This window comes from Pseudomonas mosselii (genome assembly GCF_003205295.1).
Taxonomy (GTDB): domain Bacteria; phylum Pseudomonadota; class Gammaproteobacteria; order Pseudomonadales; family Pseudomonadaceae; genus Aquipseudomonas; species Aquipseudomonas mosselii_B.
This window is the reverse complement of record NZ_QJRP01000015.1, coordinates 112,228-136,082: the sequence shown is the minus strand read 5'-3', so window position 1 is coordinate 136,082 and position 23,855 is coordinate 112,228. Positions and strand designations below refer to the sequence as shown.

Here is a 23,855-nt window from a genome sequence, read left to right as displayed (position 1 = left end):
CAGACCATAGCGATACGCCCTGGGCGAGACGGTGGGGACATGTTCGATGTCTATTTCTGCCATCAACGCCTGCGCACCATCGACGTGAATAAACCTGATTACGGACCATAATGTGTCAACCATGTCTGCGCACATGTGTCAGCGATGTGTCCGGTCTCTACACCAAGACCAAAGTAACCCGCCGTAAGGGCGGAAAGGTGAATAAGCGTCGACATCGCAAATGAATGCGCATACAACTTTCAAAACAACCAATTAACCAATCAAAAAAAATCACCGAGCTTCCATGTGAGCAATCATCAACTGCACACTCTCATTCCCCCGAAACTCATTCACATCCAGCTTGTAAGCCAACTCCACCCACCGCACAGTAGGATTCGGCCAAACTTCCCGATCAACCCCAAAGGCAATCCCATCCAACCGCACCGCCCCACATTCGCTCTTGAGCACCACCTTCAGATGCCGCTCCCCGACGACCCGCTGCTCAACCAGCTGAAACACCCCATGGAACAACGGCTCGGGGAAGTGCTGGCCCCAAGGTCCGGCATTGCGCAATGCCCGCGCCAGCTCCAGGTGAAACTCCTCGACCGCCAGGGTGCCATCCGACAACAACCGACCGGTCAGGTCATCCTCACGAAGCTGACGCCGAACCTCTTCATCGAACGCCTCGGCAAACGCCGGGAAGTGCTCGGCCGGCAACGACAATCCCGCCGCCATCGCGTGCCCGCCAAACTTGCTGATCAAGGCCGGATGCCGCGCCGCCACGGCATCCAGCGCGTCACGGATATGGAACCCCGGTATCGAACGCGCCGAGCCCTTGAGCATCCCCTCCCCCGCATCGGCGAAGGCGATAGTCGGACGGTGGTAGCGCTCCTTCAACCGTGAGGCAAGGATACCGATCACCCCCTGGTGCCAGTCGGCGTCGAACAGGCACAGGCCATAGGGCATGGACTCAACAGGCAGGTCCTTGAGCTGGGCCAGCGCCTCACGCTGCATGCCCTGCTCAATGGACTTGCGATCCTGGTTCAGGCCATCGAGCTGCTGGGCCATGTCCAGCGCCAGCGCCGCGTCATCGCACAACAGGCACTCGATGCCCAGGCTCATGTCGTCCAGGCGCCCGGCGGCATTGAGCCGAGGGCCGAGGATGAAGCCCAGGTCGGTGGAGGTGATGCGTCGATGATCGCGCCGCGCCACCTCGAGGATGGCCTTGAGCCCGGGACGGGCGCGGCCGGCGCGGATGCGCTCCAGCCCCTGGTGCACCAGGATGCGGTTGTTGGCGTCCAGCGGCACCACATCGGCGACGCTGCCCAGCGCCACCAGGTCGAGCAACTCGCCGATGTTCGGCTGCGGCTGCGTCTCGTAGCGCCCCAGGCTGCGCAGGCGCGCGCGCAGGGCCATCAGCACGTAGAAGATCACCCCCACGCCGGCCAGGGACTTGCTCGGGAACCCGCACCCTGGCTGGTTCGGATTGACGATGGCATCGGCGGCGGGCAACTGTTCGCCCGGCAGGTGGTGGTCGGTGACCAGCACCTTGAGCCCAGCGGCTTTGGCCGCTGCCACACCCTCGACGCTAGAGATGCCATTGTCCACGGTGATCAGCAACTGCGGCTGCCGTTGCAAGGCGACCTCGACGATCTCCGGGGTCAGGCCGTAGCCGTATTCGAAACGATTGGGCACCAGATAATCGACATGCGCCGCGCCCAGCAGGCGCAGACCAAGCACGCCAACGGTACTGGCGGTGGCACCGTCGGCGTCGAAGTCGCCGACGATGAGAATGCGCTGGCGTTGGTCAAGCGCCTCGACCAGCAGGTCCACCGCCGTGTCGATGCCCTTGAGCTGCTGGAACGGCAGCAGGCGTGCCAGGCTCTTGTCCAGTTCGACCTCGGATTGCACGCCACGGGCGGCGTACAGGCGGGTCAGCAGGGGTGGCAGGTTGCCCAGCAATGGCAGGGGTGACGGCAGGTGGCGGGGTTCGATACGCATGGGGTCTTCGATAATCCGGTGTGAATCAGGTCAGCCGCGCTCGCCGAGCAGCCACTGCAGCTGCACTTCATGCTGGCCACGGTCATCGGTGACGAACACCGTGCCTTCGCTGATCATCACATCCCACTTGATGGTGCGCGGCATGTCGGTGGCGAGGACTTCCAACACTTCCTGCGGCACGGCGGCGATGCTCAGGTTCTTCAGGCCCTTGACCGCACCGAGCACTTTGTTTTCCCAAACGCGCAAGCTGCCGTAGGCCAGCAGGCTGGTGCGCTCGGTACGCCGCGAGCACCAGGTCAGACGATCCGCGTCAGGTTGGCCGACTTCGATCCAGTGCAAGATGCGATCGTCCAGGCTTTTTTCCCACAGGGCCGCCTCATCGACGTCCGACAATCCGCGACCGAAGGACAGTTGTTCGTTGTACCAGAGGGCATAGGCCAGCAGGCGCACGGCCATGCGTTCTTCGGTTTCCGAGGGATGACGGGCGATGGTCTGGCGGACGTTCTCGTACACGCCGCGATCGAGGTCGGTCAGATTCAGTTCGAACTTGTAGGTGGTGGACGGCTGTGCCATGGGCAATAGGCTTCTTGCGGGAGAAAGTCGCACAGTCTAACTGATCGCGGGCGCCAGCGCCGGATCAGACAACGCCGATATACCTGCCGCCGCAGACCTGTGATACAACCTGCCCTCACGCCCAGCCGCCACGGATGCCCCATGCCTACGCCCAGCAAACCCCTCGCCGGCCTGAAAGTCATCGAGCTCGGCACCTTGATCGCCGGTCCATTCGCCTCACGGATCTGCGCCGAGTTCGGCGCCGAAGTGATCAAGGTCGAATCCCCCGATGGCGGCGATCCGCTGCGCAAATGGCGCAAGCTCTACGAGGGCACCTCGCTGTGGTGGTTCGTCCAGGCCCGCAACAAGCAGTCGCTGACCCTCAATCTCAAGCACCCGGAAGGCCTCGACGTGCTCAAGCGCCTGCTGGCCGACGCCGACATCCTGATCGAGAACTTCCGCCCTGGCGTGCTGGAGAAACTGGGGCTGGGTTGGGACATGCTCCACGCCCTCAACCCGCGCCTGGTGATGGTACGCCTGTCGGGGTTCGGCCAGACCGGGCCGATGAAGGACCAACCGGGCTTCGGCGCGGTCGGCGAGTCCATGGGCGGGCTGCGCTACATCACCGGTTTCGAGGACCGCCCGCCGGTACGCACCGGGATCTCCATCGGCGACTCCATTGCCGCCCTGTGGGGCGTGATCGGCGCACTGATGGCCCTGCGTCATCGCGAAGTCAACGGTGGCGCGGGCCAGGTGGTGGATGTGGCGCTGTACGAAGCGATCTTCGCCATGATGGAGAGCATGGTGCCGGAGTTCGATGTGTTCGGTTTCATCCGCGAACGCACCGGCAACATCATGCCGGGCATCACTCCCTCCTCCATCCACACCACCGCCGATGGCCGTCACGTGCAGATCGGCGCCAATGGCGACGCGATCTTCAAGCGCTTCATGCAGGCCATCGGCCGCGACGACCTGGCCAACGATGCGGCCCTGGCCACCAACGACGGCCGTGATGCCCGTCGGGACGAGCTGTATGGAGTCATCGACCGCTGGGCCAACAGCCTGCCGCTGGCCGAGGTGATGCAAGCGCTGAACGATGCCGAGGTACCGGCCAGCCGGATCTACTCCGCCGAGGACATGCTGGGCGATCCGCAGTTCCTCGCCCGGGAAATGTTCCTCCAGGCGCGGCTGCCGGACGGCAAGCCATTCAAGATGCCGGGCATCGTGCCCAAACTGTCCGACACGCCCGGCTCCGCCGAGTGGGTCGGCCCCGCCCTGGGCGAACACACGGCCACGGTGCTGGCCAGCCTGGGCTACGACGCAACCACCATAGCCCGCCTGCGCGCGGCCGGTACGGTCTGACCCAGGCCCCATGCGTATCCGCCATCTGCCCATCGTGCTCTGCCTGTTGCTGACCGCACTCGCGGGGCAGGCGGCCGAGGCCAGGGAGCGCCTGCTATGGCTGGTGCGCGACCTGCCGCCGTTCACCATCTTCGAAGGGCCGGCCAAGGGCCAGGGGGTGATCGACCAGCTGTTGCCGATGCTGATCGCCCGGATGCCCGAGTACGACCACAGCATCGTCCGGGTCAACCGGGCCCGGGGTATCCAGATGCTCCAGGAGCCCAGTTTCACCTGCGACCCGACCCTGCTGTGGACCCCCGAGCGCGCCAGATATGTGCATTTCTCCCAACCCTCGCTGGGCGTACTGAGCAGTGGCCTGATCGTGCGCAAGCAAGACCAGGCGCTGCTGGCGCCCTATCTGGAGGGCCAGCAAGTCGACCTGCAGCGCTTGCTGGCCGAGACCCGCCTGAAGCTTGGCATCGTCGCCGAGCGCAGCTACAGCGCGCAGGTCGACGAGGTCCTCAGGCAACTGCCTGATACCGCGTTCAGCCGACACTATGGCAACGATGCCACGGCCAGCCTGCTGCAGATGCAGCAATTGGGGCGCCTGCAACTGGTGCTCGGCTATTGGCCCGAGATGCGTTACCTGATCCAGCAGCAGAATAGCTCGCTGGACGACTACAGTTTCCACCCCATCCTTGGCGTGAACCGCTACCAGTTCCTGCATGTGGGCTGCTCGGACACCCCCCTGGGGCGCGAGGCGATTGCCCATATCGACCAACTGCTGCCGACCTTGCGTCGCGATACCTTGCCTGAACTCTACGCCCACTGGCTGGACCCGGGGCTGCAGGAGGACTATCTGGAGCAGGCCAGGCATTTCTTCGAGCAGAACGAAGCGCCGCTGCGCTGAAGCGCCCTGCAGTCGATTGCACAGGGCATTACTAGGGTCGAGGTAAAAAGAAACCCCGGCCGCTGGGGAGGACGACCGGGGTCAAGCGAAAGCCCTTGGGACTTCCAGTGGCAGCCTGAGCGGTACCGGAGCAAAGCACCACCAGACAGCCCCTGCTGATTCTGATGGGCCTGTCAGGCAAAGGTTCCCTGCATCTGCCGTTGATGTTGCAAGGCGGCGATCACACAGGGCTGCAGGCGGCCTTCGGCGATCTGCAGGTCACGGTGCAAGCCATCGACCAGGTCGACCAGCAGCTGCTGTTCCACCAGCTGACGTGCGCACACCCCGCGCTGCAGGATCGGCACACCGTGCTCGTCATAAAGGGTCAACTGATGGCAGCCACGGCTATCGGCCGTGCCAAGTTCGGCCTGGTAAGGGGTCAGGGCTTCGTTGAGCAGTCTGCAGACTCTTTCCATCCGGATCACTCGCTGGCTAAGGTAAGGGTACTGACCTCCAGGCCCGACGGAAAGTTCGCCGTGGCCCGTTACCGCGAGCATGCGTGGACAACGTGACAGTTTCGATGCACCCAGCCAGTGGCCGATCAGAGGCGCTCCAACACCTGCTCCAGGCCTACCATCGACATCGGCCATGGCAACTCTGCCAGCACGTTCAAACCGTACTGACGGGCCTCGAGCGCCAGGTCCATTTCCCCCGCGCCGGCGCATCCGACAAACAGCAATCCCCCCGCGCAGGAGGCCTGCATCAGGTACTTGAACAGGCGCCGGGCATAACCCCTGGACATGCGCTGGTCGAGCACCAATACATCCACGGGGCGCTGCCGCGCCGTCGCGGTCGGCACGTCATCGGTGACCCGGACGTTGTAGACCCCCTGGGCATTGAAAGCCTGATGCAGCAACATCTGGTGGTAGGGCCGAGCCTGGTGGATAAGAACATTGAGCTGACGCATGAGCTTCCCCCGGAACAGTGTGCCTTGTAGGTTGGAGCGACCACTTTAGTAGGGGTAGGTATCGAACTACATGGGAAAAGTCTGAAAGATCGAAACACTGTGTCGCGGACACAAAAAAGCCCGTCTAGGACGGGCTTTTTCGCATAGCGCTCGACTTACAGCGGTTTGCCGCGGTTGCCATGCTGGCTGACGAAGGCCTGGACGGTCTTCAGGTCGTTGGCCAACACTGTGCAGCGCTCTTCACGGCTGAACAGGTCGCTCAGGTGCGCCGGCAGCTCCAGGGCCTTGGCGACACCGGCCTTCTCCACCGCCTCGGGGAACTTGACCGGATGCGCGGTGCCCAGCACCACCATCGGCGTATCCAGGCTGCGACGGCACTCGCGGGCGGCCTTGACGCCGATCGCGGTGTGCGGGTCGAGGACTTCACCGGTGGCCTTGAACACCTCGGCTATGGTCTCGCAGGTCTGCTCGTCGGTGACGGCCAGCGAGTCGAACAGCTTGCGCGCCTCGGTCCAGCGATCCTGCTCGACGCTGAAGCCGCCGCCTTGCTTGAAGGTGTCCATCAGCTGGGCAACCGCAGCACCATTGCGACCGTGCAGGTCGAACAGCAGGCGCTCGAAGTTGGACGAGACCATGATGTCCATCGACGGCGACAGGGTCGGGTGCAGGGCATCCTTGACGTACTGGTTGCCGCTCATGAAGCGGTGCAGGATGTCGTTGCGGTTGGTCGCCACCACCAGTTGACTGATCGGCAGGCCCATGTTGCGCGCCAGGTAGCCGGCGAAGATGTCGCCGAAGTTGCCGGTCGGCACCGAAAACGCCACCGAACGGGCCGGACCGCCGAGCTGTAGGGCTGCGTGGAAGTAGTAGACGATCTGGGCCATGATCCGCGCCCAGTTGATCGAGTTGACCGCCACCAGGCGGGTGCCCTTGAGGAACGACTGGTCGGCGAAGCTGGCCTTGACCATCTCCTGGCAGTCGTCGAAGTTGCCTTCGATGGCGATGTTGTGGATGTTGTCGCCGAGGATCGTGGTCATCTGCCGACGCTGCACTTCCGACACGCGCTGGTGCGGATGCAGGATGAAGATATCGACGTTGTCGCAGCGGCGGCAGCCTTCGATGGCGGCCGAGCCTGTGTCACCGCTGGTGGCGCCGACAATCACCACGCGCTCGCCGCGCTTGACCAGCACGTGGTCGAGCAGGCGGCCGAGCAGCTGCAGGGCGAAGTCCTTGAAGGCCAGGGTCGGGCCGTGGAACAGCTCCATCACCCACTCGTTGCCGTTGAGCTGGCGCAGCGGCGCGACCGCGGCGTGGGCGAAGGTGCCATAGGTCTCTTCGAGGATCTTCTTGAAGTCGGCGTCGGCGATGCTACCGTCGACGAACGGGCGCATCACCCGGAAGGCCAGTTCGTGGTACGGCAGGCCCGCCCAGGAGGCGATCTCTTCCTGGGTGAAGCGCGGCAGGTTCTCGGGCACGTACAGGCCGCCGTCACTGGCGAGGCCCGCCAGCAGGACGTCTTCGAAGTTCAGGGCCGGAGCCTGGCCGCGGGTACTGATATAGCGCATGGGTGCAAACCTTCGATGCTGGGCGCGGGCCGCCGTCGCGGCCCGCCGCCGGAATTAATTGAGCTGTTCGACGCGGATGCGCACGACCTTGCCGACCACGTCCTGAAGCGCTTCCAGGGCAACGATGGCATCGTCGATGCGTTGCTCGACCACACGGTGGGTCAGCAGGATCATCGGTACCAGGCCGTCCTGCTCCTCGGCTTCCTTCTGCATGATCGACTCGATGTTGATGCCGCGCTCCGAAAGGATGCTGGCGACCTGTGCCAACACGCCCGGGTGGTCCTTGGCCTGGATACGCAGATAGTAGGCACTCTCGCAGGCTTCGATCGGCAGGATCGGATGGGCCGACAGCGCGTCCGGCTGGAAGGCCAGGTGCGGCACGCGGTTCTCCGGGTCGGAAGTCATGGCACGGACCACATCGACCAGGTCGGCAACCACCGACGAAGCGGTCGGCTCCATGCCGGCACCGGCGCCGTAGTACAGGGTGGAACCGGCGGCGTCGCCGTTGACCATTACCGCGTTCATCACGCCGTTGACGTTGGCGATCAGGCGATCGTTGGGGATCAGCGTCGGGTGCACGCGCAGCTCTATGCCGTCGGCGGTGCGACGGGCCACGCCCAGGTGCTTGATGCGGTAGCCCAGGGCCTCGGCGTAGTTGACGTCGGCAGTGGTCAGCTGGGTAATGCCCTCGGTGTAGGCCTTGTCGAACTGCAGCGGAATACCGAAGGCGATGGACGCCAGGATGGTCAGCTTGTGCGCGGCGTCGATGCCTTCGACGTCGAAGGTCGGATCGGCCTCGGCATAGCCCAGCGCCTGGGCCTCGGCCAGCACGTCGGGGAAAGCGCGGCCCTTGTCGCGCATCTCGGTGAGAATGAAGTTGCCGGTACCGTTGATGATCCCGGCCAGCCAGTTGATGCGGTTGGCCGACAGGCCCTCGCGGATCGCCTTGATCACCGGGATGCCACCGGCCACGGCGGCTTCGAAGGCGACAATGACGCCCTTCTCGCGGGCCTTGGCGAAGATCTCGTTGCCGTGCACGGCGATCAGCGCCTTGTTGGCGGTGACCACGTGCTTGCCGTTTTCAATGGCCTTGAGCACCAGGTCGCGGGCGATGGTGTAGCCGCCGATCAGCTCGATGACGATATCGATCTCGGGGTTGCTTGCGACTTCGAACACATCAGCGGTAATGGGGGTACCGGTAATCTGGCAGTTCGGGTTCTGCGAGCGCATGGCAATCTGTGCCACTTCAATACCGCGCCCGGCACGGCGGGCGATCTCCTCGGCGTTGCGCTGAAGTACATTGAAGGTTCCGCCACCGACGGTCCCCAACCCACAGATGCCTACTTTGACCGGTTTCACTGTGAACTCCCCATAGAACGGCCGGCACCTGCGCCGACCGTGAAACATGCCGTCACCCCATGACGACGGCGTACTGAATTGATTACTTGCTCTCTGCCAGGGCCAGCTTGGCCACTTGCGGCGCCGGCTGGTAACCCGGAATCACCTGGCCATTCTGTAGAACGATCGCCGGCGTGCCATTTACACCAATCGACTGGCCCAGCTGGAACTGCTTGCTGACCGGGTTGGCGCACTTGGCGGCCTTGATCTCCTTGCCGTCGACCATCTTGTCCAGCGCCGCGCGGCGATCGCTGGAGCACCATACCGCCTGCAACTGCTCGTCACCCGGCGAACCCAGGCCCTGGCGCGGGAAGGCGACGTAGCGCACTTCGATACCACGGCGGTTGAGCTCCGGCACTTCGGCGTGCAGCTTGTGGCAGTACGGGCAGGTGGTGTCGGTGAACACGGTGATGTGCGACTTGGTTTCACCCTTGGCCGGGTAGACCACCATCTCGCCGACCGGAATGCCGTTGATCAGCTTGGCAATGCCCTGGCGCTCGGTCTTCTCGGTGAGGTTGACCGGCTTGCCGTCCTGGATCTGGAACAGGTAGCCCTGCATGACGAACTGGCCATCGGCGCTGGCGTACAGCACGCGACCGCCCTGCAGCTTGACTTCGTACAGGCCGTTGAGCGGGCTGCTGCTGACGCTTTCGACCGGCACTTCCAGCTCGAGGTTCTGCAAGGACTTGCGAATCGCCTGCTCGGCACCGGCATTGGCATCGGTGGCCGCGGCGACGGCAAAGGTACTGGCCAACGCCAGGGCGGCGGCGGCAAAAATCTGGGTCACGCGCATGGGGTACTCCTGAAGGCGGACGGGGCCGTGGGGGCGTTGCTTGACCCTGGCGGGTGGCGAACATTCGGCCCTTGCAACAAACCGTCCAAGCCTACCACAACAAACTGGCGCAGTAGGGGTACTCAGGCACCGGTCGGCGGAACATGAAAAGCATTCATCCACGTGGGTGGTGTTCGGCGTGCAGCTGTTGCAGCCGGGCCTTGGCCACATGGGTGTAGATCTGCGTGGTGGACAGGTCGCTGTGGCCCAGCAGCATCTGCACCACGCGCAGGTCGGCACCATGGTTGAGCAGGTGCGTGGCAAAGGCGTGACGCAGCGTGTGAGGCGACAGCGGCTTGTCGATAGCGGCCACCCGCGCCTGGTGCTTGATGCGGTGCCAGAAGGTCTGGCGGGTCATCTGCTCGCCGCGCTGGCTGGGAAACAGCACGTCGCTGGGGCGCCCGCCCAGCAGCTCGGCGCGACCATCGCGCAGGTAGCGCTCGATCCACACCACCGCTTCCTCGCCCATCGGCACCAGGCGCTCCTTGCTGCCCTTGCCCATCACCCGCAGCACGCCCTGGCGCAGGTTGACCTGGTCCAGGGTCAGGCTGACCAGCTCGGTCACCCGCAGCCCACAGGCGTAGAGCACCTCAAGCATGGCGCGGTCGCGCTGGCCGATGGCCTCGCCTAGGTCCGGCGCCTGCAGCAGGGCCTCGACATCGGCCTCCGACAGCGACTTGGGCAAGGGCCGGCCCAGTTGCGGCATGTCCACCTGCAGCGTCGGGTCGACTGCGACCAGCCGCTCGCGCAGCAGGTAGCGGAAGAACCCGCGCACCCCGGAAAGAAAGCGCGCGGTCGAGCGTGGCTTGTAGCCCTGGTCGAAACGCCAGGCCAGGTGGTCGAGGATCAGCTCGCGCCCGGCATCGGGCAGTGCCACGCCATGCTCCTGCAGCCAGCCATTGAACAGCGCCAGGTCGCTGCGATACGAAGCGCGGGTGTTATCGGACAGCCCCTTCTCCAGCCAGAGGGCATCGAGGAACTGGTCGATCAGGGGGTGGTCCAGTGCGGGCATGAAGACTCGGTGGCAAACGACGAAATGACGCTTAGTCTTTCATAACACGGCATGCAGAGGGAGCCCGCGTGAACGAACAGCAGATTCTTTTGAGTGTCGGCGGCATCGGTGCCGCCGCCCTGCTCTGCCAATGGCTGGCCTGGCGCCTGAAGCTGCCGGCAATCCTGTTCCTGCTGCTGTGCGGCATCCTTGCCGGGCCCGTGCTGGGCTGGCTGCAGCCCCAGGCGCTGTTCGGCCCGCTGCTGATGCCGCTGGTGTCGCTGGCAGTGGCGCTGATCCTGTTCGAAGGCAGCCTGACCCTGCACCTGTCGCAATGGCGCGAGATCGGCAGCGTGGTGCATCGCCTGGTCACCGTCGGCGCGCTGAGCACCTGGCTGGTGATCGCCCTGGCCACCCACTGGCTGCTGGGTTTCGACTGGCCCCTGGCGATCCTGTTCGGCACCTTGACCCTGGTCACCGGCCCCACGGTGATCGTGCCCATGCTACGGGTGGTGCGACCGAAGGCGGCGATCGCCAACATCCTGCGCTGGGAAGGCATCGTCATCGACCCGATCGGCGCGCTGCTGGCGGTGGTGGTCTACAGCTTCATCATCGCCAGCGCTGCCGGCGAGGGCCTGAGCCACAGCCTGGCGACCTTTGCCGGGGTGATCTTCTGCGGCAGTGCGCTGGGTGTTGCCGGTGGCTGGCTGCTCGGGCAGGTCATGCGCGAGCAGTGGCTGCCGGAATACCTGCACAACCTGGCCTCGCTGGCGGCGGTGCTGGGCATCTTCATCGCCGCCAACCAGATCGTCCACGAATCCGGCTTGCTGGCGGTCACGGTCATGGGCATGTGGCTGGCCAACATGCCCGGCGTGGATGTGCGGCAGATCCTGCATTTCAAGGAAAACCTCAGCGTGCTGCTGATCTCCGGGCTGTTCATTCTCCTGGCCGCGCGGCTCGACCTGCACGCGCTGCTGGCCCTGGGGCCGGCGGTACTGGCGCTGCTGCTGGTGATCCAGTTGCTGGCGCGGCCGCTGAACGTCCTGCTGTCGACCCTGGGTTCGCCGTTGAGCTGGCGGGAACGGGCGTTGCTGGCCTGGATCGCGCCACGGGGCATCGTGGCCGCGGCCGTGTCGGCGATCTTCGCCATTCGCCTGGATCAGGCCGGACACGAAGGCGCGCTGCTGCTGGTGCCGCTGACCTTCGCCGTGATCATCGGCACCGTGGTGCTGCAAAGCGCCACCGCCAGGCCCCTGGCCCGCCTGCTGAAGGTGGCGGAACCGGCGCCGAGCGGGTTTCTCGTGGTCGGCGCCAACCCGCCTGCGCGGGTCATCGCCAAAGCCCTGCAGCAAATGGGCTGCCGGGTGCTGCTGACCGACTCGAGCTGGGAGAACATCCGCGCCGCGCGTATGGACAACCTGCCGACCTACTTCGGCAACCCCGCCTCGCAGCATGCCGACGCCCACCTAGACCTGGTCGGCCTGGGCCATCTGCTGGGGCTGTCACCGGCGGGCGAGCTCAATGCCCTGGCCTGTGCGCGCTTTCGTCATGACTTCGGCCAGGCGCGGCTGTTCGTGCTGGCCAGCGGCCTGGAAAAACAGCGCAGCGACAAGCACCGGGCCAGCGAGGAGCATCGTGGGCAATTGCTCGGGTCGAGCCCGATGACCTATGGCCAGCTGGCCAAGCTGTTGCAGCAGGGTGCCGAGCTGTACAGCACCACGCTGACCGAAGCCTTCGGCTGGGGCGACTACCAGCAACTGCATGGCCCGCGGGCCACGCTGCTGTTCGCCCGGGACGGGCAAGGCTGGGTGCATGTGGCCAGCCCGGACTATCCGCTCAAGCCGCAGCCTGGATGGACACTGGTGGCGCTGGTGGAGCCGGAGCTGACCGAGCAGCCTGCGGCGCATTGATCCATGAATGGCCCGGCAATCAGGCCAACGGCAGCACCGGCACCGGGCGCTTGTCCTCGTCGATGGCGACAAAGCTGAACACGCCATGGATCGCCCGCTCGCGGCCATCGAGGTACATGTTCTCGACGAACACATCCACCTGCACCTGCAGGCTGGTGTTGCCGACCTTGATCACCGTGCCCACCAACTCGACGATCGAGCCGGCCGGGATCGGGTGCTTGAAGTCGATGCGGTCGGTGGACACGGTCACCAGCGGCAACCGGCAGAAACGGGTGGCGGCGATGAACGACACTTCGTCCATCCATGCCAGGGCGGTGCCGCCGAATAGTGTGTTGTGGTGGTTGGTGGTGTTGGGGAACACCGCCTTGGTCACGCGGGTCACCGACAGCTCGGTGCGGCGCTGGATTTCCTGGTCTCGGGGCGTCGTCATGGGATTCACATCGCAAAGTCTGAAAGCAAGGTCGCCTGCTTCGCGGGTAAACCCGCTCCCACAGAAGGCGATGAACCTGTGGGAGCGGGTTTACCCGCGAAGCAGCCAACACAAATCGCAAAATGCAAAAAAGCAGCCCGAAGGCTGCTTTTTTCTCGCAAGGCGGCCTAGGCCGCCAGGCAAACTGTACTCAGGACAGTTTTTCCTTGATGCGAGCGGCTTTGCCGGACAGGTCGCGCAGGTAGTACAGCTTGGCTTTACGCACGTCACCACGACGTTTCACGGCCAGGCTGTCGATCTGCGGGCTGTAGGTCTGGAAGGTACGCTCTACGCCAACGCCGCTGGAGATCTTGCGCACGGTGAAGGCGCTGTTCAGACCGCGGTTACGCTTGGCGATAACGACGCCTTCGAACGCCTGCAGACGCGAGCGGTCGCCTTCCTTCACTTTAACCTGGACGACAACGGTGTCGCCTGGTGCGAAGGTCGGGATCTCTTTGCTCATCTGCTCGGCTTCGAGCTGCTGGATGATCTTGTTGGTCATGCTGTGCTCCTAAGATGGATACTTGATCCACCATCGATACGTTTAACTATCGTCCCGCTCGCGGATGTATTCCTCGAGCAGCTTCTTCTCTTCTCCAGAAAGCGAGCGACTTTCCAGAAGATCGGCGCGTCGTTCGAAGGTCCTACCAAGGGACTGCTTCATCCGCCAACGCCGGATATGTGCATGGTTGCCACTTAGCAACACGTCGGGAACACGCTGATCCGCATACACCTCAGGTCGGGTGTAGTGCGGGCAATCCAGCAGACCGTCGGTGAAAGAGTCTTCCTCCGCCGAGTCCACATGCCCTAAAGCTCCGGGCAGCAGCCGTGTAACCGCATCGATCAGTACCATGGCCGGCAGCTCGCCACCGGAAAGCACATAGTCGCCAATCGACCACTCCTCATCGACATGAGCCTCGATAAAGCGCTCGTCGATGCCTTCATAACGACCGGCGATCAGGATCAACGATTCCTGTTCGGCCAGGCCTTTGACCGCCTGCTGTGTCAGCTTGCGGCCTTGTGGCGAAAGGTAGATCACCTTTGCCGATGCTCCGGTCGCCTGCCTGGCGCTAACCAGGGCGTCTTCCAGAGGCTTGATCTTCATCACCATGCCCGGACCACCGCCAAACGGCCGATCATCCACGGTGTGGTGGCGATCTGTGGTGTAGTCCCGCGGGTTCCAGCAGGTCACTTGCAGCAACCCCTGTTTCACCGCGCGGCTGGTAATGCCGTACTCCGTGATGGCCGAGAACATCTCGGGGAACAACGTGATGACATCTACGCGAAGGTTACCCATCGTCTAGAAGTCCGCATCCCACTCAACCCGCATCACGCCTGCTTCCAGGTCGATTGCCAGCACGCACTGCCCGGTATAGGGCAACAGACGCTCGCGATCATCCAGGCTGCCTGCGCAGGGTTTGACCACCATTACATCGTTCGCGCCGGTCTCCAACAGGTGATCGATCTTGCCGAACAGCTGTTCGTCCTGATTGATGACCTTCAGGCCCACCAACTGGTACCAGTAGTACTCGTCGGCTGCCAGGTTGGGCAAAAGGCTCCGCGCAATGCAGATTTCGTAACCGCTCAGAAGACGGGCTTCATCACGATCATCGAGGCCTTTGAGCTTCACGACCAGGCCCTTCTGGGAGCCACGACCGCTGACCAGCTCGACCTGCTTTACCTTGCCTTCATGCCGAAGCATCCAGCGCGGATAATCCAACAGGTTTTCAATCGGATCGGTAAAGGAATACACCTTCACCTCGCCGCGAACGCCGTGAACCGAAAAAATCTTGCCAACGACGATGAGGTCGTCAGCCATTTCTGGCGTCGCGTTCATACTGCTCAGGCTGCAGCCTTGGCAGCTTCCTTCAGCAGCTGAGCAACGCGCTCAGACGGCTGTGCGCCCTGGCTCAGCCAGTAGGTGACGCGCTCTTGGTTGACCGACAGCTTGACTTCGGCGCCCGATGCGATCGGGTTGAAGAAGCCAACGCGCTCAACGAAACGGCCGTCACGGGCGTTACGCGAGTTGGTCACGGTCAGGTGGTAGAATGGGCGCTTTTTCGAGCCGCCACGGGCCAGACGAATGGTTACCATGTGAACATCGTTCCTATAGTCGGTGCTGCAAAACTGAATGCCCAATGGGCACACGGGTGCCCAAAAGGCCGCATATTCTCGGGGAATACACGGACATTTGCAAATGCCTTTTTCGGCAAGGCCGGGGCCTGCCGCTCAGTCCTGCCGGTTTGGGCCACTTTGAGGCGGCCATGATCCCGCCGGAGCGGGGGCTGGCGGGCTTCCTCATATAAGGAAGCCCACCGGATTCTTTTACAGTTTTGGCATGCCGCCGCCTGGCAGCATCCCGCCAAGGCCGCGCATCATCTTGGCCATGCCGCCCTTGGCGGAGAATTTCTTCATCATCTTCTGCATCTGCTTGTGCTGCTTGATCAAGCGACCGATGTCCTGCACCTGGGTGCCGGAGCCGAGGGCGATGCGGCGCTTGCGCGAACCGCTGATCAGGTCGGGGTCGCGACGCTCGGCCGGCGTCATGGAGTTGATGATCGCCTCCATCTGTTTGAACTGCTTCTCGGCCGCGCCCTGGGCATTGCCCATCTGCGACAGGTTCACACCACCGATGCTCGGCAGCTTGTCCATCAGGCCGCCCAGGCCGCCCATGTTCTTCATCTGCTGCAGCTGGTCGCGGAAGTCCTCGAGATCGAAGCCCTTGCCCTTCTTCAGCTTCTTGGCCAGCTTGTCGGCCTTGGCCTTGTCGATGTTCTGCTCGGCCTGCTCGATCAGGCTGAGCACATCGCCCATGCCGAGAATGCGCGAGGCGATACGATCCGGGTGGAACGGTTCCAGGGCCTCGGTTTTCTCGCCCATGCCGATGAACTTGATCGGCTTGCCGGTGATGGCGCGCACCGACAGCGCGGCACCGCCACGGGCGTCGCCGTCGACCTTGGTCAGCACCACGCCGGTCAGCGGCAGGGCGTCGCCGAAGGCCTTGGCGGTGTTGGCAGCGTCCTGGCCGGTCATCGCGTCGACCACGAACAGGGTTTCGATCGGCTTGACCGCAGCGTGCAGGGCCTTGATCTCGTCCATCATGTCGGCATCGACATGCAGGCGACCGGCGGTATCGACGATCACTACGTCGATGAACTTGAGCTTGGCCTCGCGGATCGCCGCCTCGGCAATGGCCACCGGCTTCTGGCTGATATCGGACGGGAAGAAGGTCACGCCGATGTCGTTGGCCAGGGTTTCGAGCTGCTTGATCGCCGCCGGACGGTAGACGTCGGCCGACACCACCATCACGCTCTTCTTCTTGCGCTCTTTCAGGTGACGCGCCAGCTTGCCGGCGGTAGTGGTCTTACCGGCGCCCTGCAGGCCGGCCATCAGCACCACGGCGGGTGGCGCGGCGTTGAGCGTCAGCTCTTCGTTGGCCGCGCCCATCAGGCTTTCCAGCTCGGCCTGGACGATCTTCACGAAGGCCTGGCCCGGGGTCAGGCTGCGCGACACTTCGGTACCGACCGCGCGTTCCTTGATGCTGTTGACGAAATCCTTGACCACCGGCAGGGCGACGTCGGCCTCGAGCAGGGCCATGCGCACTTCGCGCAGCGTGTCCTTGATGTTGTCTTCGGTCAGCTTGGCCTTGCCGGTGACATGGCGCAGCGTCTGTGACAGGCGGTCGGTCAGGTTTTCGAACATGGTGATCCTTTCAGGCCCAGTGAAGCCGAGGTTTTTCAGATGCCCAGGTGAACATGTACACGCGCCGGGCAGAGCAAGGCGGCGATTATAGCGGAGAGCGGCGGCGGCGCACACCTTGGAGCAGCCCCTCTGGATATTCGGTGACCATGCCGGCCTCTTCGCGGGTAAACCCGCTCCCACAGAGATCGCGCACGCCCCTGTGGGAGCGGGTTTACCCGCGAAGAGGCCGGCATATGGGGTACAAGTCGCTCGCCAGGCACCGGAGCAAGGCTTGCTGGTCTTCCTTGCCCACCGCGATCTATGCCAAACTCCGTCCCTTTAGGGCTTGCCTGCCAGGACTTATGTTCTCTTCACCCAGCCTCATCCCCAATCTGCTCGCTGCCTTCCTTTACCTGGCCGCGACCGTCTACCAGGCCACCGGACTGGCCCGTGGCGCCCGCGCCGACAAACGGCTGCTGGGCCTGCTCGGCACGCTGGCGGTGGTCGCCCAGGGCGGCGCCCTGTTCTTCCAGCTGATCACGCCCCTGGGCCTGAGCCTGGACTTCTTCAGTGCCGCCAGCCTGATCGCCGTGGCGGTGATCGGCCTGACCCTGCTCGCTTGCCTGAGCATCCCGGTGGAGAACCTGCTGGTGCTGCTGTTCCCGCTCGGCGCGGTGACCGCGCTGCTGGCCCAGTTCGCCCCACCTGGCACGGTACCGCTGATCAACGAAGAGCCCGGCATCCTCGCGCATATCCTGCTGTCGATCCTGGCCTACGGCCTGTTCACCATCGCCGTGTTCCAGGCCCTGCTGCTGTTGCTGCAGGACCACCAGCTCAAGCACAAGCACCCGTCCGGGCTGATCCGCAACTTCCCGCCGCTGCAGACCATGGAAAGCCTGCTGTTCGGTTTCCTCTGGGCCGGCTGGGTGCTGCTGTCGCTGTCGCTGATCTCCGGCTGGCTGTTCCTCGACAACCTGTTCGCCCAGCACCTGGTGCACAAGACCCTGCTGGCCTGTGTGGCCTGGGTCGTGTTCAGCGTGCTGCTGTGGGGCCGCACCCGCCTCGGCTGGCGTGGCCACAAGGCGATCCGCTGGACCCTGGCCGGCTTCTGCCTGCTGATGCTGGCCTATTTCGGCAGCAAGCTGGTCCGCGAATTCATCCTGCATATCTGACGGCCGCCCATGGACACCCTGCCGTACGCCCCGCTGCTCGGCATCATCGCACTGGCGCTGCTGTGGTCGGCGCTGTTCACCGCGGTCGACAGCGCCCGCCAGCAAGCCAACGGCCAGGGCGATTCCACCCTCCCCGCCCAGGGACTGGTGCTTGGCGCCAGCCTCGGCAAGCTGCTGGTACTGGGCCTGGCCTGCCTGATCGGCCAGCGCTACGACGGTGAACACGGTTTCTGGCTGGCCGGCCTTGGTGCCACCTTCACCCTGCTGGTGCTCGCCGACTACCTGCCGCGCCGCCTGGCCCGCCGCGACCCGCACGCCTTCCTGAGCCTGGGCGGCAACCTGCTGAAATGGCCGCTGGCGCTGCTGCAGCCGCTGGGCTGCCTGCTCGATGGCTGCGCCAGGCTGATCCTGCGCCCGTTCCGCGTGCAGCCCACCGCGGTGGCCTTGCACCCGCAGGCAGACGACGACTTCGACGAGGACGGCCCGGTCGACAGCGCCCGCCACGGCCTGCTGGAAGGCCTGCAGGCACTGGACAAGATCACCGTCAACGACATCCTGGTGCCACGCAACGAAGTCGACGGCATCAACCTCGACGACCCCATCGAGCGCATCATCGAGCAACTGATCGTCAGCCGTCACACCCGCCTGCCGGTCTACCATAACGACATCAACCAGGTCGAAGCGGTACTCAACACCAAGCTGATCAGCCACCTGCTGCCACGGGCCGAACTTACCCCGGAGAAGCTTCAGGCAGCCTGCTACGAGCCCTACTTCGTCCCCGAAAGCACACCGCTGCAGATGCAGCTGCTGAACTTCCACAAGCAGCAGCGGCGCATGGGCGTGGTGGTGGACGAATACGGCGAGGTGCTCGGCATCGTCACCCTGGAGGACATCCTTGAGGAGATCGTCGGCGAGTTCGAGGACGAGCAGAGCCTGGACAACCCTCATGTCCATCCCCAGCCCGATGGCCGCTTCGTCATCGAAGGGACGGCCTCGCTACGCGAGATCAACCGTACCCTGGGCTGGCACCTGCCCTGCGACGGCGGGCCGAAAACCCTCAACGGCCTGGTCACCGAGGCCCTGGAAAGCATCCCAGCAAGCGCGGTCTGCCTGAAAATTGGCAGATATCGGCTGGAAATCCTCGAAACCGAGGATAATTGCGCCACCAAGGTACTGGTCTGGACACTGACTCGCTAGCTATACTCGGGTCACGCTTACCCAGCCCTGCCGTCCCGCCCGCTACCCGCACCCGGCGTCCGACGGCCAGTCCGCACCACTGACACGCCCCGCGGTCCTGCTTCAGCACCCCGAACAGCAACCGCTCACCGCCTATCCCCTGGGCTATCGTCAGTCGCGCGACCAACAACAATACGCTCCGGCTCCCGTGTGCCCGTCACATGGGCCGTGCCCCATGGAGCATGACTGTCAGGGACCTTCGCATGACTACCAGCAGCACCTACGCCGAACCTGCCTCGGCAACACCGGTCAACTCGCCGGCCCGGGTGGCCACCGCCAGCTTTATCGGCACCGCCATCGAGTTCTACGACTTCTACGTCTACGCCACCGCCGCCGCGCTGGTGATCGGGCCGGTGTTCTTCCCGTCCGGCTCCGGCACCGCGCAGATGCTCGCGGCCTTCCTCACCTTCGGTATCGCCTTCCTTGCCCGCCCGCTGGGCTCGGCGCTGTTCGGCCACTTCGGCGACCGTATCGGGCGCAAGTCGACGCTGGTCGCCTCGCTGCTGCTGATGGGCGTGTCTACCACGCTGATCGGCGTGCTGCCCGGCTATGACAGCATCGGCGTCTGGGCGCCGATCATTCTCTGCCTGCTACGCTTCGGTCAGGGCCTGGGGCTGGGCGGCGAATGGGGCGGCGCGGCGCTGCTGGCCACCGAGAACGCCCCGCAGGGCAAGCGTGCCTGGTTCGGCATGTTTCCGCAGCTTGGCCCGTCGATCGGCTTTCTCGCCGCCAACGGCCTGTTCCTCACCCTGGCCCTGGTGCTCAGCGACGAGCAGTTCCGCGAATGGGGCTGGCGCATTCCGTTCCTGCTCAGCGCGGCGCTGGTGCTGGTCGGCCTGTACGTGCGCCTGAAGCTGGAGGAAAGCCCGGTGTTCGCCAAGGCGGTGGCCCGTCATGAGCGGGTGAAAATGCCGGTGGTCGACCTGTTCGCCCGCTACTGGCTGCCGACCCTGCTGGGCGCCGCGGCCATGGTGGTGTGCTACGCGCTGTTCTACATCTCCACGGTGTTCTCGCTCAGCTATGGCGTGACCACCCTGGGCTACAGCCGCGAGACCTTCCTCGGCCTGCTGTGCTTCGCGGTGGTGTTCATGGCCCTGGCCACACCCCTGTCGGCCTGGCTCAGCGACCGTTACGGGCGCAAGCCGGTGCTGGTGGTCGGCGGCCTGCTGGCGATCGCCTCGGGCTTCACCATGGAACCGCTGCTGACCTCGGGTTCGACCACCGGCGTGGCGCTGTTCCTGGCCGTCGAGCTGTTCCTGATGGGGGTGACCTTCGCGCCGATGGGCGCGCTGCTGCCCGAGCTGTTCCCGACCCATGTGCGCTACACCGGCGCCTCGGCGGCCTACAACCTGGGCGGCATCGTCGGCGCCTCGGCGGCACCGTTCTTTGCCCAGAAACTGGTGAGCATGGGGGGATTGAGCTGGGTGGGGGGGTATGTGTCGGTGGCGGCGGTGATCAGTCTGATTGCCGTGTTGTGCCTGAAAGAGACACGTAATACCGAGCTTTGAATCAATCGCGGGGCAAGCCCGCTCCCACGCCAGACTGATACTGGCGTGGGAGCGGGCTTGCCCCGCGATCGTTTCAGATCAGAACTCGACCTTGACCGCCTGCGAAGCACGGGTCGCCTTGGCCCGGGCCGCCTCGACCGACTCGTCGCGCGCCAGGCACACGCCCATGCGGCGGGTGCCGTTGATCTCCGGTTTGCCGAACAAGCGAATAGCGGTATCCGGCTCGCTCAGGGCGGCGCCGAGGTTGGCAAAGCTGGTCTGCTGCGACTGGCCTTGCGGCAGGATCACCGCCGAAGCCGACGGGCCGAACTGGCGCACCACCGGGATCGGCAGGCCGAGAATGGCCCGGGCATGCAAGGCGAACTGCGACAGGTCCTGGGAAATCAGGGTCACAAGGCCGGTGTCGTGCGGACGCGGCGAGACCTCGCTGAACCACACCTGGTCGCCCTTGACGAACAGCTCCACGCCGAACAGGCCACGCCCGCCCAGCGCATCGGTGACTGCCTGGGCCACGCGCTGCGACTCGGCCAGCGCCTTGGGGCTCATGGCCTGGGGCTGCCAGGACTCCTGGTAGTCACCCTTCTCCTGACGGTGGCCGACCGGCGCGAGGAAGGTGGTACCGCCCACATGACGCACGGTCAGCAGGGTGATCTCGTACTCGAAGTCGATAAAGCCCTCGATGATCACCCGGCCCTTGCCGGCGCGGCCGCCTTCCTGGGCGTAGTCCCAGGCCTTGCGCAGGTCATCGTCGCCGCGCAGCAGGCTCTGGCCCTTGCCCGAGGAACTCATCACCGGCTTGACCACGCACGGGTAGCCCAGGTCGGCCACGGCCTTGGCGTAGTCCTCATAGGTGTCGGCGAAGTGGTACGGCGAAGTCGGCAGGTCGAGTTCTTCGGCCGCCAGGCGGCGGATGCCTTCGCGGTTCATGGTCAGCTGGGTGGCGCGGGCGGTAGGCACCACGTTGAAGCCTTCGTTTTCCAGCTCGACCAGGGTGGCGGTGGCGATGGCCTCGATCTCGGGCACGATGTAGTGCGGCTTCTCGGCCTCGATCACCGCACGCAGGGCGACACCGTCGAGCATGTTGATCACGTGGCTGCGGTGCGCGACCTGCATGGCCGGCGCGTTGGCGTAACGGTCCACGGCAATCACCTCGACGCCCAGGCGCTGCAGCTCGATCACCACTTCCTTGCCCAGCTCGCCGCAGCCGCACAGCAGTACACGGGTCGCGGTGGGCGACAATGGGGTTCCGATACGGGTCATTTCAGGTCCTCGAAGGCGTCCGGGGCCGCGCCACGCTGGCTGCCGCCCGCTGAAAAATGGACCGGTATTCTACAAGATTCCGTGGGAGCGGGCTTGCCCCGCGATAGCAGCGACGACGATCAGCCGGCCAGCGCCGCGCGCCGTGCCCGCCAGGCCATGATCAACCACACCGCCGTCACCCCGGCAAATTTCGAGGCCAGCGCCGTGCCGATCACTGCGGGCGTCAACGCGCCGATCATGCCGAAGAAGATGAAGGTGTCCACCGGGATGCTCAGCGCCGAACTCAGCCACAGGCGGTCGCGCAGGGGCCGGCGGGTGACGCTGAACACCAGCCAGTCGATCAGTTCGGAGACGAAGAACGCGGTGGCGCTGGCCAGGGCGATGGCCGGCTCCGACGTCGCGTAGGACAGCACCAGCGCCACCAGCATGGCCAGCAGCGCACCGTGGCCGTAGCGGGTCTGCACCATGTCGCGCAGGATGAACACCAGCCCGCCCCAGGCAGACCAGATCACGTCCAGGTGCGGCGCACTGGAGAAGGCGTAGTTGATCAGCACCACGCTGCTGATGTAGGCGATGAGATAGAACATGGTCTGTGTGTTCGGTGGGCCAGCCGCACAGAGTACTTGAATTTAAAGTCAACGCCAGACTCTTCGCGGGTAAACCCGCTCCCACAGGAGGGGTGCGATCCCTGTGGGAGCGGGTTTACCCGCGAAGATGCCCACGCAGATTCTACGATCCGATGATCAGCCCGGCCGCCAGCGCCCGCTCATGGCACTTCTTCAGCACCTCCCGGCGCTGCTCGTTGTCCATCCGCCCCCAGCGGGTAATCTCGTCCACCGTGCGCTGGCACCCGGTGCAGATATCCTGCTCGTCCAGCGCGCAGATGCTGACGCAGGGCGAGGCCACGGGCCGTTCGTCAGTCTTCATCGATCACCAGCTCGCGCGCATAGCGCTGGGCGTTGTGCACGTAGTGCGCGGCGCTGGCCTCGAGCATGCGTTTCTGCTGCTCGGTGAGTTCACGCACCACCTTGCCCGGCGAGCCCATCACCAGCGAACCGTCGGGGATTTCCTTGCCTTCCGGGATCAGCGCGTTGGCGCCGATGATACAGTGCCTGCCGATACGCGCCCCATTGAGAATCACCGCGTTGATGCCGATCAGGCTGTAGTCGCCCACGTTGCAGCCATGCAGCATGGCGTTATGGCCGATGGTCACGCCCTTGCCGATGTTCAGCGGCGAACCCATGTCGGTGTGCATCACCGTGCCGTCCTGGACATTGCTGTCCTCGCCGATGTCGATCAGCTCGTTGTCGCCGCGCAGCACCGCGCCGAACCACACGCTGGCGCGAGCCTGCAGGCGGACCTTGCCGATCAGGGTGGCGTTGGGCGCGGTCCAACTCTCGGGATGGGTTTCGACCCGCAGGTCGCCCAGGCGGAATTTCATGTATCGCTCCTCACGGTTTGAAGCCGGCGGGGTGTGCCCCGCTCAGTTCTTGATGAAACGCTCGGGTGGGTGGTGCAGGCTGATGCCGGCATCGAACAGCAGGTTGACCAGCTCGACGATCATGATCGCCGACAACCCCCAGATCTTGTAGTCGCCGTAACGGTAGCTGGGCACGTACCAGCTGCGCCCCTGGTAATCGATGCGGTGGGTGTGCTCGCGGGGATCCTGGCGGAAGAACTCCAGCGGCACGGTGAACACTGCGGCAATTTCCGCGTCGTTGGCGCGGTACTCAACATAGTCGGGGATCAAACCGACGAACGGTGTCACCTTCAGGCCGTGCAGCGAAATTACCGGGCTGAGCGGCCCGATCACCTCGACCAGCCCGGGCGGCAGGCCGATTTCTTCCTCGGCCTCGCGCAGGGCGGTGAACACCAGGTCGGGGTCTTCCGGATCGCGTCGACCGCCTGGGAAGGCAACTTCACCGCCGTGGGTCGACAGGCCCTTGGCGCGCAGGGTCAGCACCAGCTCCGGCTCTTCGCTGCGGGTAATGGGCAGCAGCACCGCCGCTTCGGGGAAACGACGATCCGTCTCCAGTGACGCGGGGGTATGGTTGCTCATTCGGCGAAGAAGCTCGTCCAGCATTACGCACTCTCGTGTCCAAGG

At 64.5% G+C, this 23,855-nt stretch carries 25 protein-coding genes; 6 read left to right on the top strand and 19 right to left on the bottom strand.

Going from position 1 to position 23,855, the window contains the following annotated elements; translation table 11 throughout:
• Positions 1-270 precede the first annotated feature (270 nt).
• Both recJ and DMX06_RS16010 read right to left on the bottom strand, forming a co-directional pair.
• The gene (gene recJ, locus DMX06_RS16015) at positions 271-1,980 is read right to left on the bottom strand and encodes a single-stranded-DNA-specific exonuclease RecJ (protein WP_110738375.1); all 1,710 of its coding nucleotides are present in this window, start codon (positions 1,978-1,980) and stop codon (positions 271-273) included.
• 30 nt (positions 1,981-2,010) lie between these two features.
• Positions 2,011-2,553: a YaeQ family protein gene (locus tag DMX06_RS16010; RefSeq protein ID WP_110738374.1), complete on the bottom strand. Its 543-nt coding sequence runs from the start codon at positions 2,551-2,553 to the stop codon at positions 2,011-2,013.
• A 141-nt stretch (positions 2,554-2,694) separates the two neighbouring features.
• On the opposite strand from DMX06_RS16010, the gene DMX06_RS16005 reads away from it, so the two are divergent.
• Positions 2,695-3,894: a CaiB/BaiF CoA transferase family protein gene (locus DMX06_RS16005; protein ID WP_110738373.1), complete on the top strand. Its 1,200-nt coding sequence runs from the start codon at positions 2,695-2,697 to the stop codon at positions 3,892-3,894.
• A gap of 10 nt (positions 3,895-3,904) precedes the next feature.
• On the top strand, positions 3,905-4,783 hold the full coding sequence (locus DMX06_RS16000; protein WP_110738372.1) for a TIGR02285 family protein: 879 nt from the start codon (positions 3,905-3,907) through the stop codon (positions 4,781-4,783).
• A 173-nt stretch (positions 4,784-4,956) separates the two neighbouring features.
• Here DMX06_RS16000 and DMX06_RS15995 read toward each other — a convergent pair whose 3' ends face one another.
• From DMX06_RS15995 to xerD, 6 genes are all read right to left on the bottom strand, one after another.
• Positions 4,957-5,238, bottom strand: a complete 282-nt coding sequence (locus DMX06_RS15995) for a DUF3509 domain-containing protein (RefSeq protein ID WP_110738371.1) — start codon at positions 5,236-5,238, stop codon at positions 4,957-4,959.
• 125 nt (positions 5,239-5,363) lie between these two features.
• Entirely contained in the window at positions 5,364-5,729 is a 366-nt protein-coding gene (locus tag DMX06_RS15990; RefSeq protein WP_062574975.1) for a hypothetical protein, read from the bottom strand.
• Between the two features lie 155 nt (positions 5,730-5,884).
• Complete coding sequence (gene thrC / locus DMX06_RS15985) at positions 5,885-7,294, bottom strand: threonine synthase (RefSeq protein WP_110738370.1); 1,410 nt, start codon at positions 7,292-7,294, stop codon at positions 5,885-5,887.
• Between the two features lie 54 nt (positions 7,295-7,348).
• A complete protein-coding gene (locus DMX06_RS15980) occupies positions 7,349-8,653 on the bottom strand; it encodes a homoserine dehydrogenase (protein ID WP_023630110.1) in 1,305 nt (434 codons plus the stop codon).
• Between the two features lie 82 nt (positions 8,654-8,735).
• Positions 8,736-9,485 (bottom strand): thioredoxin fold domain-containing protein, encoded by a 750-nt coding sequence (locus DMX06_RS15975; protein WP_028691584.1) that lies wholly within the window; start codon positions 9,483-9,485, stop codon positions 8,736-8,738.
• A 154-nt stretch (positions 9,486-9,639) separates the two neighbouring features.
• Positions 9,640-10,536, bottom strand: coding sequence for a site-specific tyrosine recombinase XerD (gene xerD, locus DMX06_RS15970; protein WP_110738369.1), 897 nt, complete (start codon positions 10,534-10,536; stop codon positions 9,640-9,642).
• Between the two features lie 68 nt (positions 10,537-10,604).
• On the opposite strand from xerD, the gene DMX06_RS15965 reads away from it, so the two are divergent.
• Entirely contained in the window at positions 10,605-12,425 is a 1,821-nt protein-coding gene (locus DMX06_RS15965; RefSeq protein WP_110738368.1) for a cation:proton antiporter, read from the top strand.
• 19 nt (positions 12,426-12,444) lie between these two features.
• Here DMX06_RS15965 and DMX06_RS15960 read toward each other — a convergent pair whose 3' ends face one another.
• The 6 genes from DMX06_RS15960 to ffh form a co-directional block, all read right to left on the bottom strand.
• Positions 12,445-12,855 (bottom strand): acyl-CoA thioesterase, encoded by a 411-nt coding sequence (locus DMX06_RS15960; RefSeq protein WP_110738367.1) that lies wholly within the window; start codon positions 12,853-12,855, stop codon positions 12,445-12,447.
• Between the two features lie 190 nt (positions 12,856-13,045).
• Positions 13,046-13,396 carry a 50S ribosomal protein L19 gene (gene rplS / locus DMX06_RS15955; RefSeq protein WP_011535315.1) on the bottom strand — a complete coding sequence of 117 codons (351 nt, stop codon included), beginning with the start codon at positions 13,394-13,396 and terminating at the stop codon, positions 13,046-13,048.
• A 42-nt stretch (positions 13,397-13,438) separates the two neighbouring features.
• Positions 13,439-14,191, bottom strand: coding sequence for a tRNA (guanosine(37)-N1)-methyltransferase TrmD (trmD, locus tag DMX06_RS15950; protein ID WP_028691588.1), 753 nt, complete (start codon positions 14,189-14,191; stop codon positions 13,439-13,441).
• A gap of 3 nt (positions 14,192-14,194) precedes the next feature.
• Positions 14,195-14,731 carry a ribosome maturation factor RimM gene (gene rimM, locus DMX06_RS15945; RefSeq protein ID WP_110738366.1) on the bottom strand — a complete coding sequence of 179 codons (537 nt, stop codon included), beginning with the start codon at positions 14,729-14,731 and terminating at the stop codon, positions 14,195-14,197.
• A gap of 5 nt (positions 14,732-14,736) precedes the next feature.
• Positions 14,737-14,988 (bottom strand): 30S ribosomal protein S16, encoded by a 252-nt coding sequence (rpsP, locus tag DMX06_RS15940; RefSeq protein ID WP_011535318.1) that lies wholly within the window; start codon positions 14,986-14,988, stop codon positions 14,737-14,739.
• A gap of 231 nt (positions 14,989-15,219) precedes the next feature.
• Entirely contained in the window at positions 15,220-16,596 is a 1,377-nt protein-coding gene (ffh, locus tag DMX06_RS15935) for a signal recognition particle protein (protein WP_050704199.1), read from the bottom strand.
• A gap of 341 nt (positions 16,597-16,937) precedes the next feature.
• Here ffh and DMX06_RS15930 point away from each other — a divergent pair, with 341 nt between their 5' ends.
• The 3 genes from DMX06_RS15930 to DMX06_RS15920 all read left to right on the top strand — a co-directional run bounded on the left by DMX06_RS15930 (position 16,938) and on the right by DMX06_RS15920 (position 20,491).
• Complete coding sequence (locus DMX06_RS15930) at positions 16,938-17,747, top strand: cytochrome C assembly family protein (RefSeq protein WP_050704198.1); 810 nt, start codon at positions 16,938-16,940, stop codon at positions 17,745-17,747.
• Positions 17,748-17,756: 9 nt separating this feature from the next.
• Positions 17,757-18,944 carry a transporter associated domain-containing protein gene (locus tag DMX06_RS15925; RefSeq protein WP_110738365.1) on the top strand — a complete coding sequence of 396 codons (1,188 nt, stop codon included), beginning with the start codon at positions 17,757-17,759 and terminating at the stop codon, positions 18,942-18,944.
• A 242-nt stretch (positions 18,945-19,186) separates the two neighbouring features.
• Complete coding sequence (locus DMX06_RS15920) at positions 19,187-20,491, top strand: MFS transporter (RefSeq protein WP_110738364.1); 1,305 nt, start codon at positions 19,187-19,189, stop codon at positions 20,489-20,491.
• Between the two features lie 78 nt (positions 20,492-20,569).
• Here the strand turns inward: DMX06_RS15920 and purT are convergent, their stop codons facing one another.
• The 5 genes from purT to DMX06_RS15895 all read right to left on the bottom strand — a co-directional run bounded on the left by purT (position 20,570) and on the right by DMX06_RS15895 (position 23,834).
• Positions 20,570-21,751, bottom strand: coding sequence for a formate-dependent phosphoribosylglycinamide formyltransferase (purT, locus tag DMX06_RS15915; protein WP_110738363.1), 1,182 nt, complete (start codon positions 21,749-21,751; stop codon positions 20,570-20,572).
• A gap of 119 nt (positions 21,752-21,870) precedes the next feature.
• Complete coding sequence (locus DMX06_RS15910) at positions 21,871-22,338, bottom strand: VUT family protein (protein WP_050704194.1); 468 nt, start codon at positions 22,336-22,338, stop codon at positions 21,871-21,873.
• A gap of 142 nt (positions 22,339-22,480) precedes the next feature.
• On the bottom strand, positions 22,481-22,678 hold the full coding sequence (locus DMX06_RS15905) for a DUF1289 domain-containing protein (RefSeq protein ID WP_110738362.1): 198 nt from the start codon (positions 22,676-22,678) through the stop codon (positions 22,481-22,483).
• Positions 22,668-23,192, bottom strand: a complete 525-nt coding sequence (locus DMX06_RS15900; protein WP_110738361.1) for a gamma carbonic anhydrase family protein — start codon at positions 23,190-23,192, stop codon at positions 22,668-22,670. Before DMX06_RS15900 ends, DMX06_RS15905 begins: the two co-directional genes overlap by 11 nt.
• Before the next feature lie 42 nt (positions 23,193-23,234).
• Complete coding sequence (locus DMX06_RS15895) at positions 23,235-23,834, bottom strand: CoA pyrophosphatase (protein ID WP_110738360.1); 600 nt, start codon at positions 23,832-23,834, stop codon at positions 23,235-23,237.
• Between the last annotated feature and the right edge of the window lie 21 nt (positions 23,835-23,855).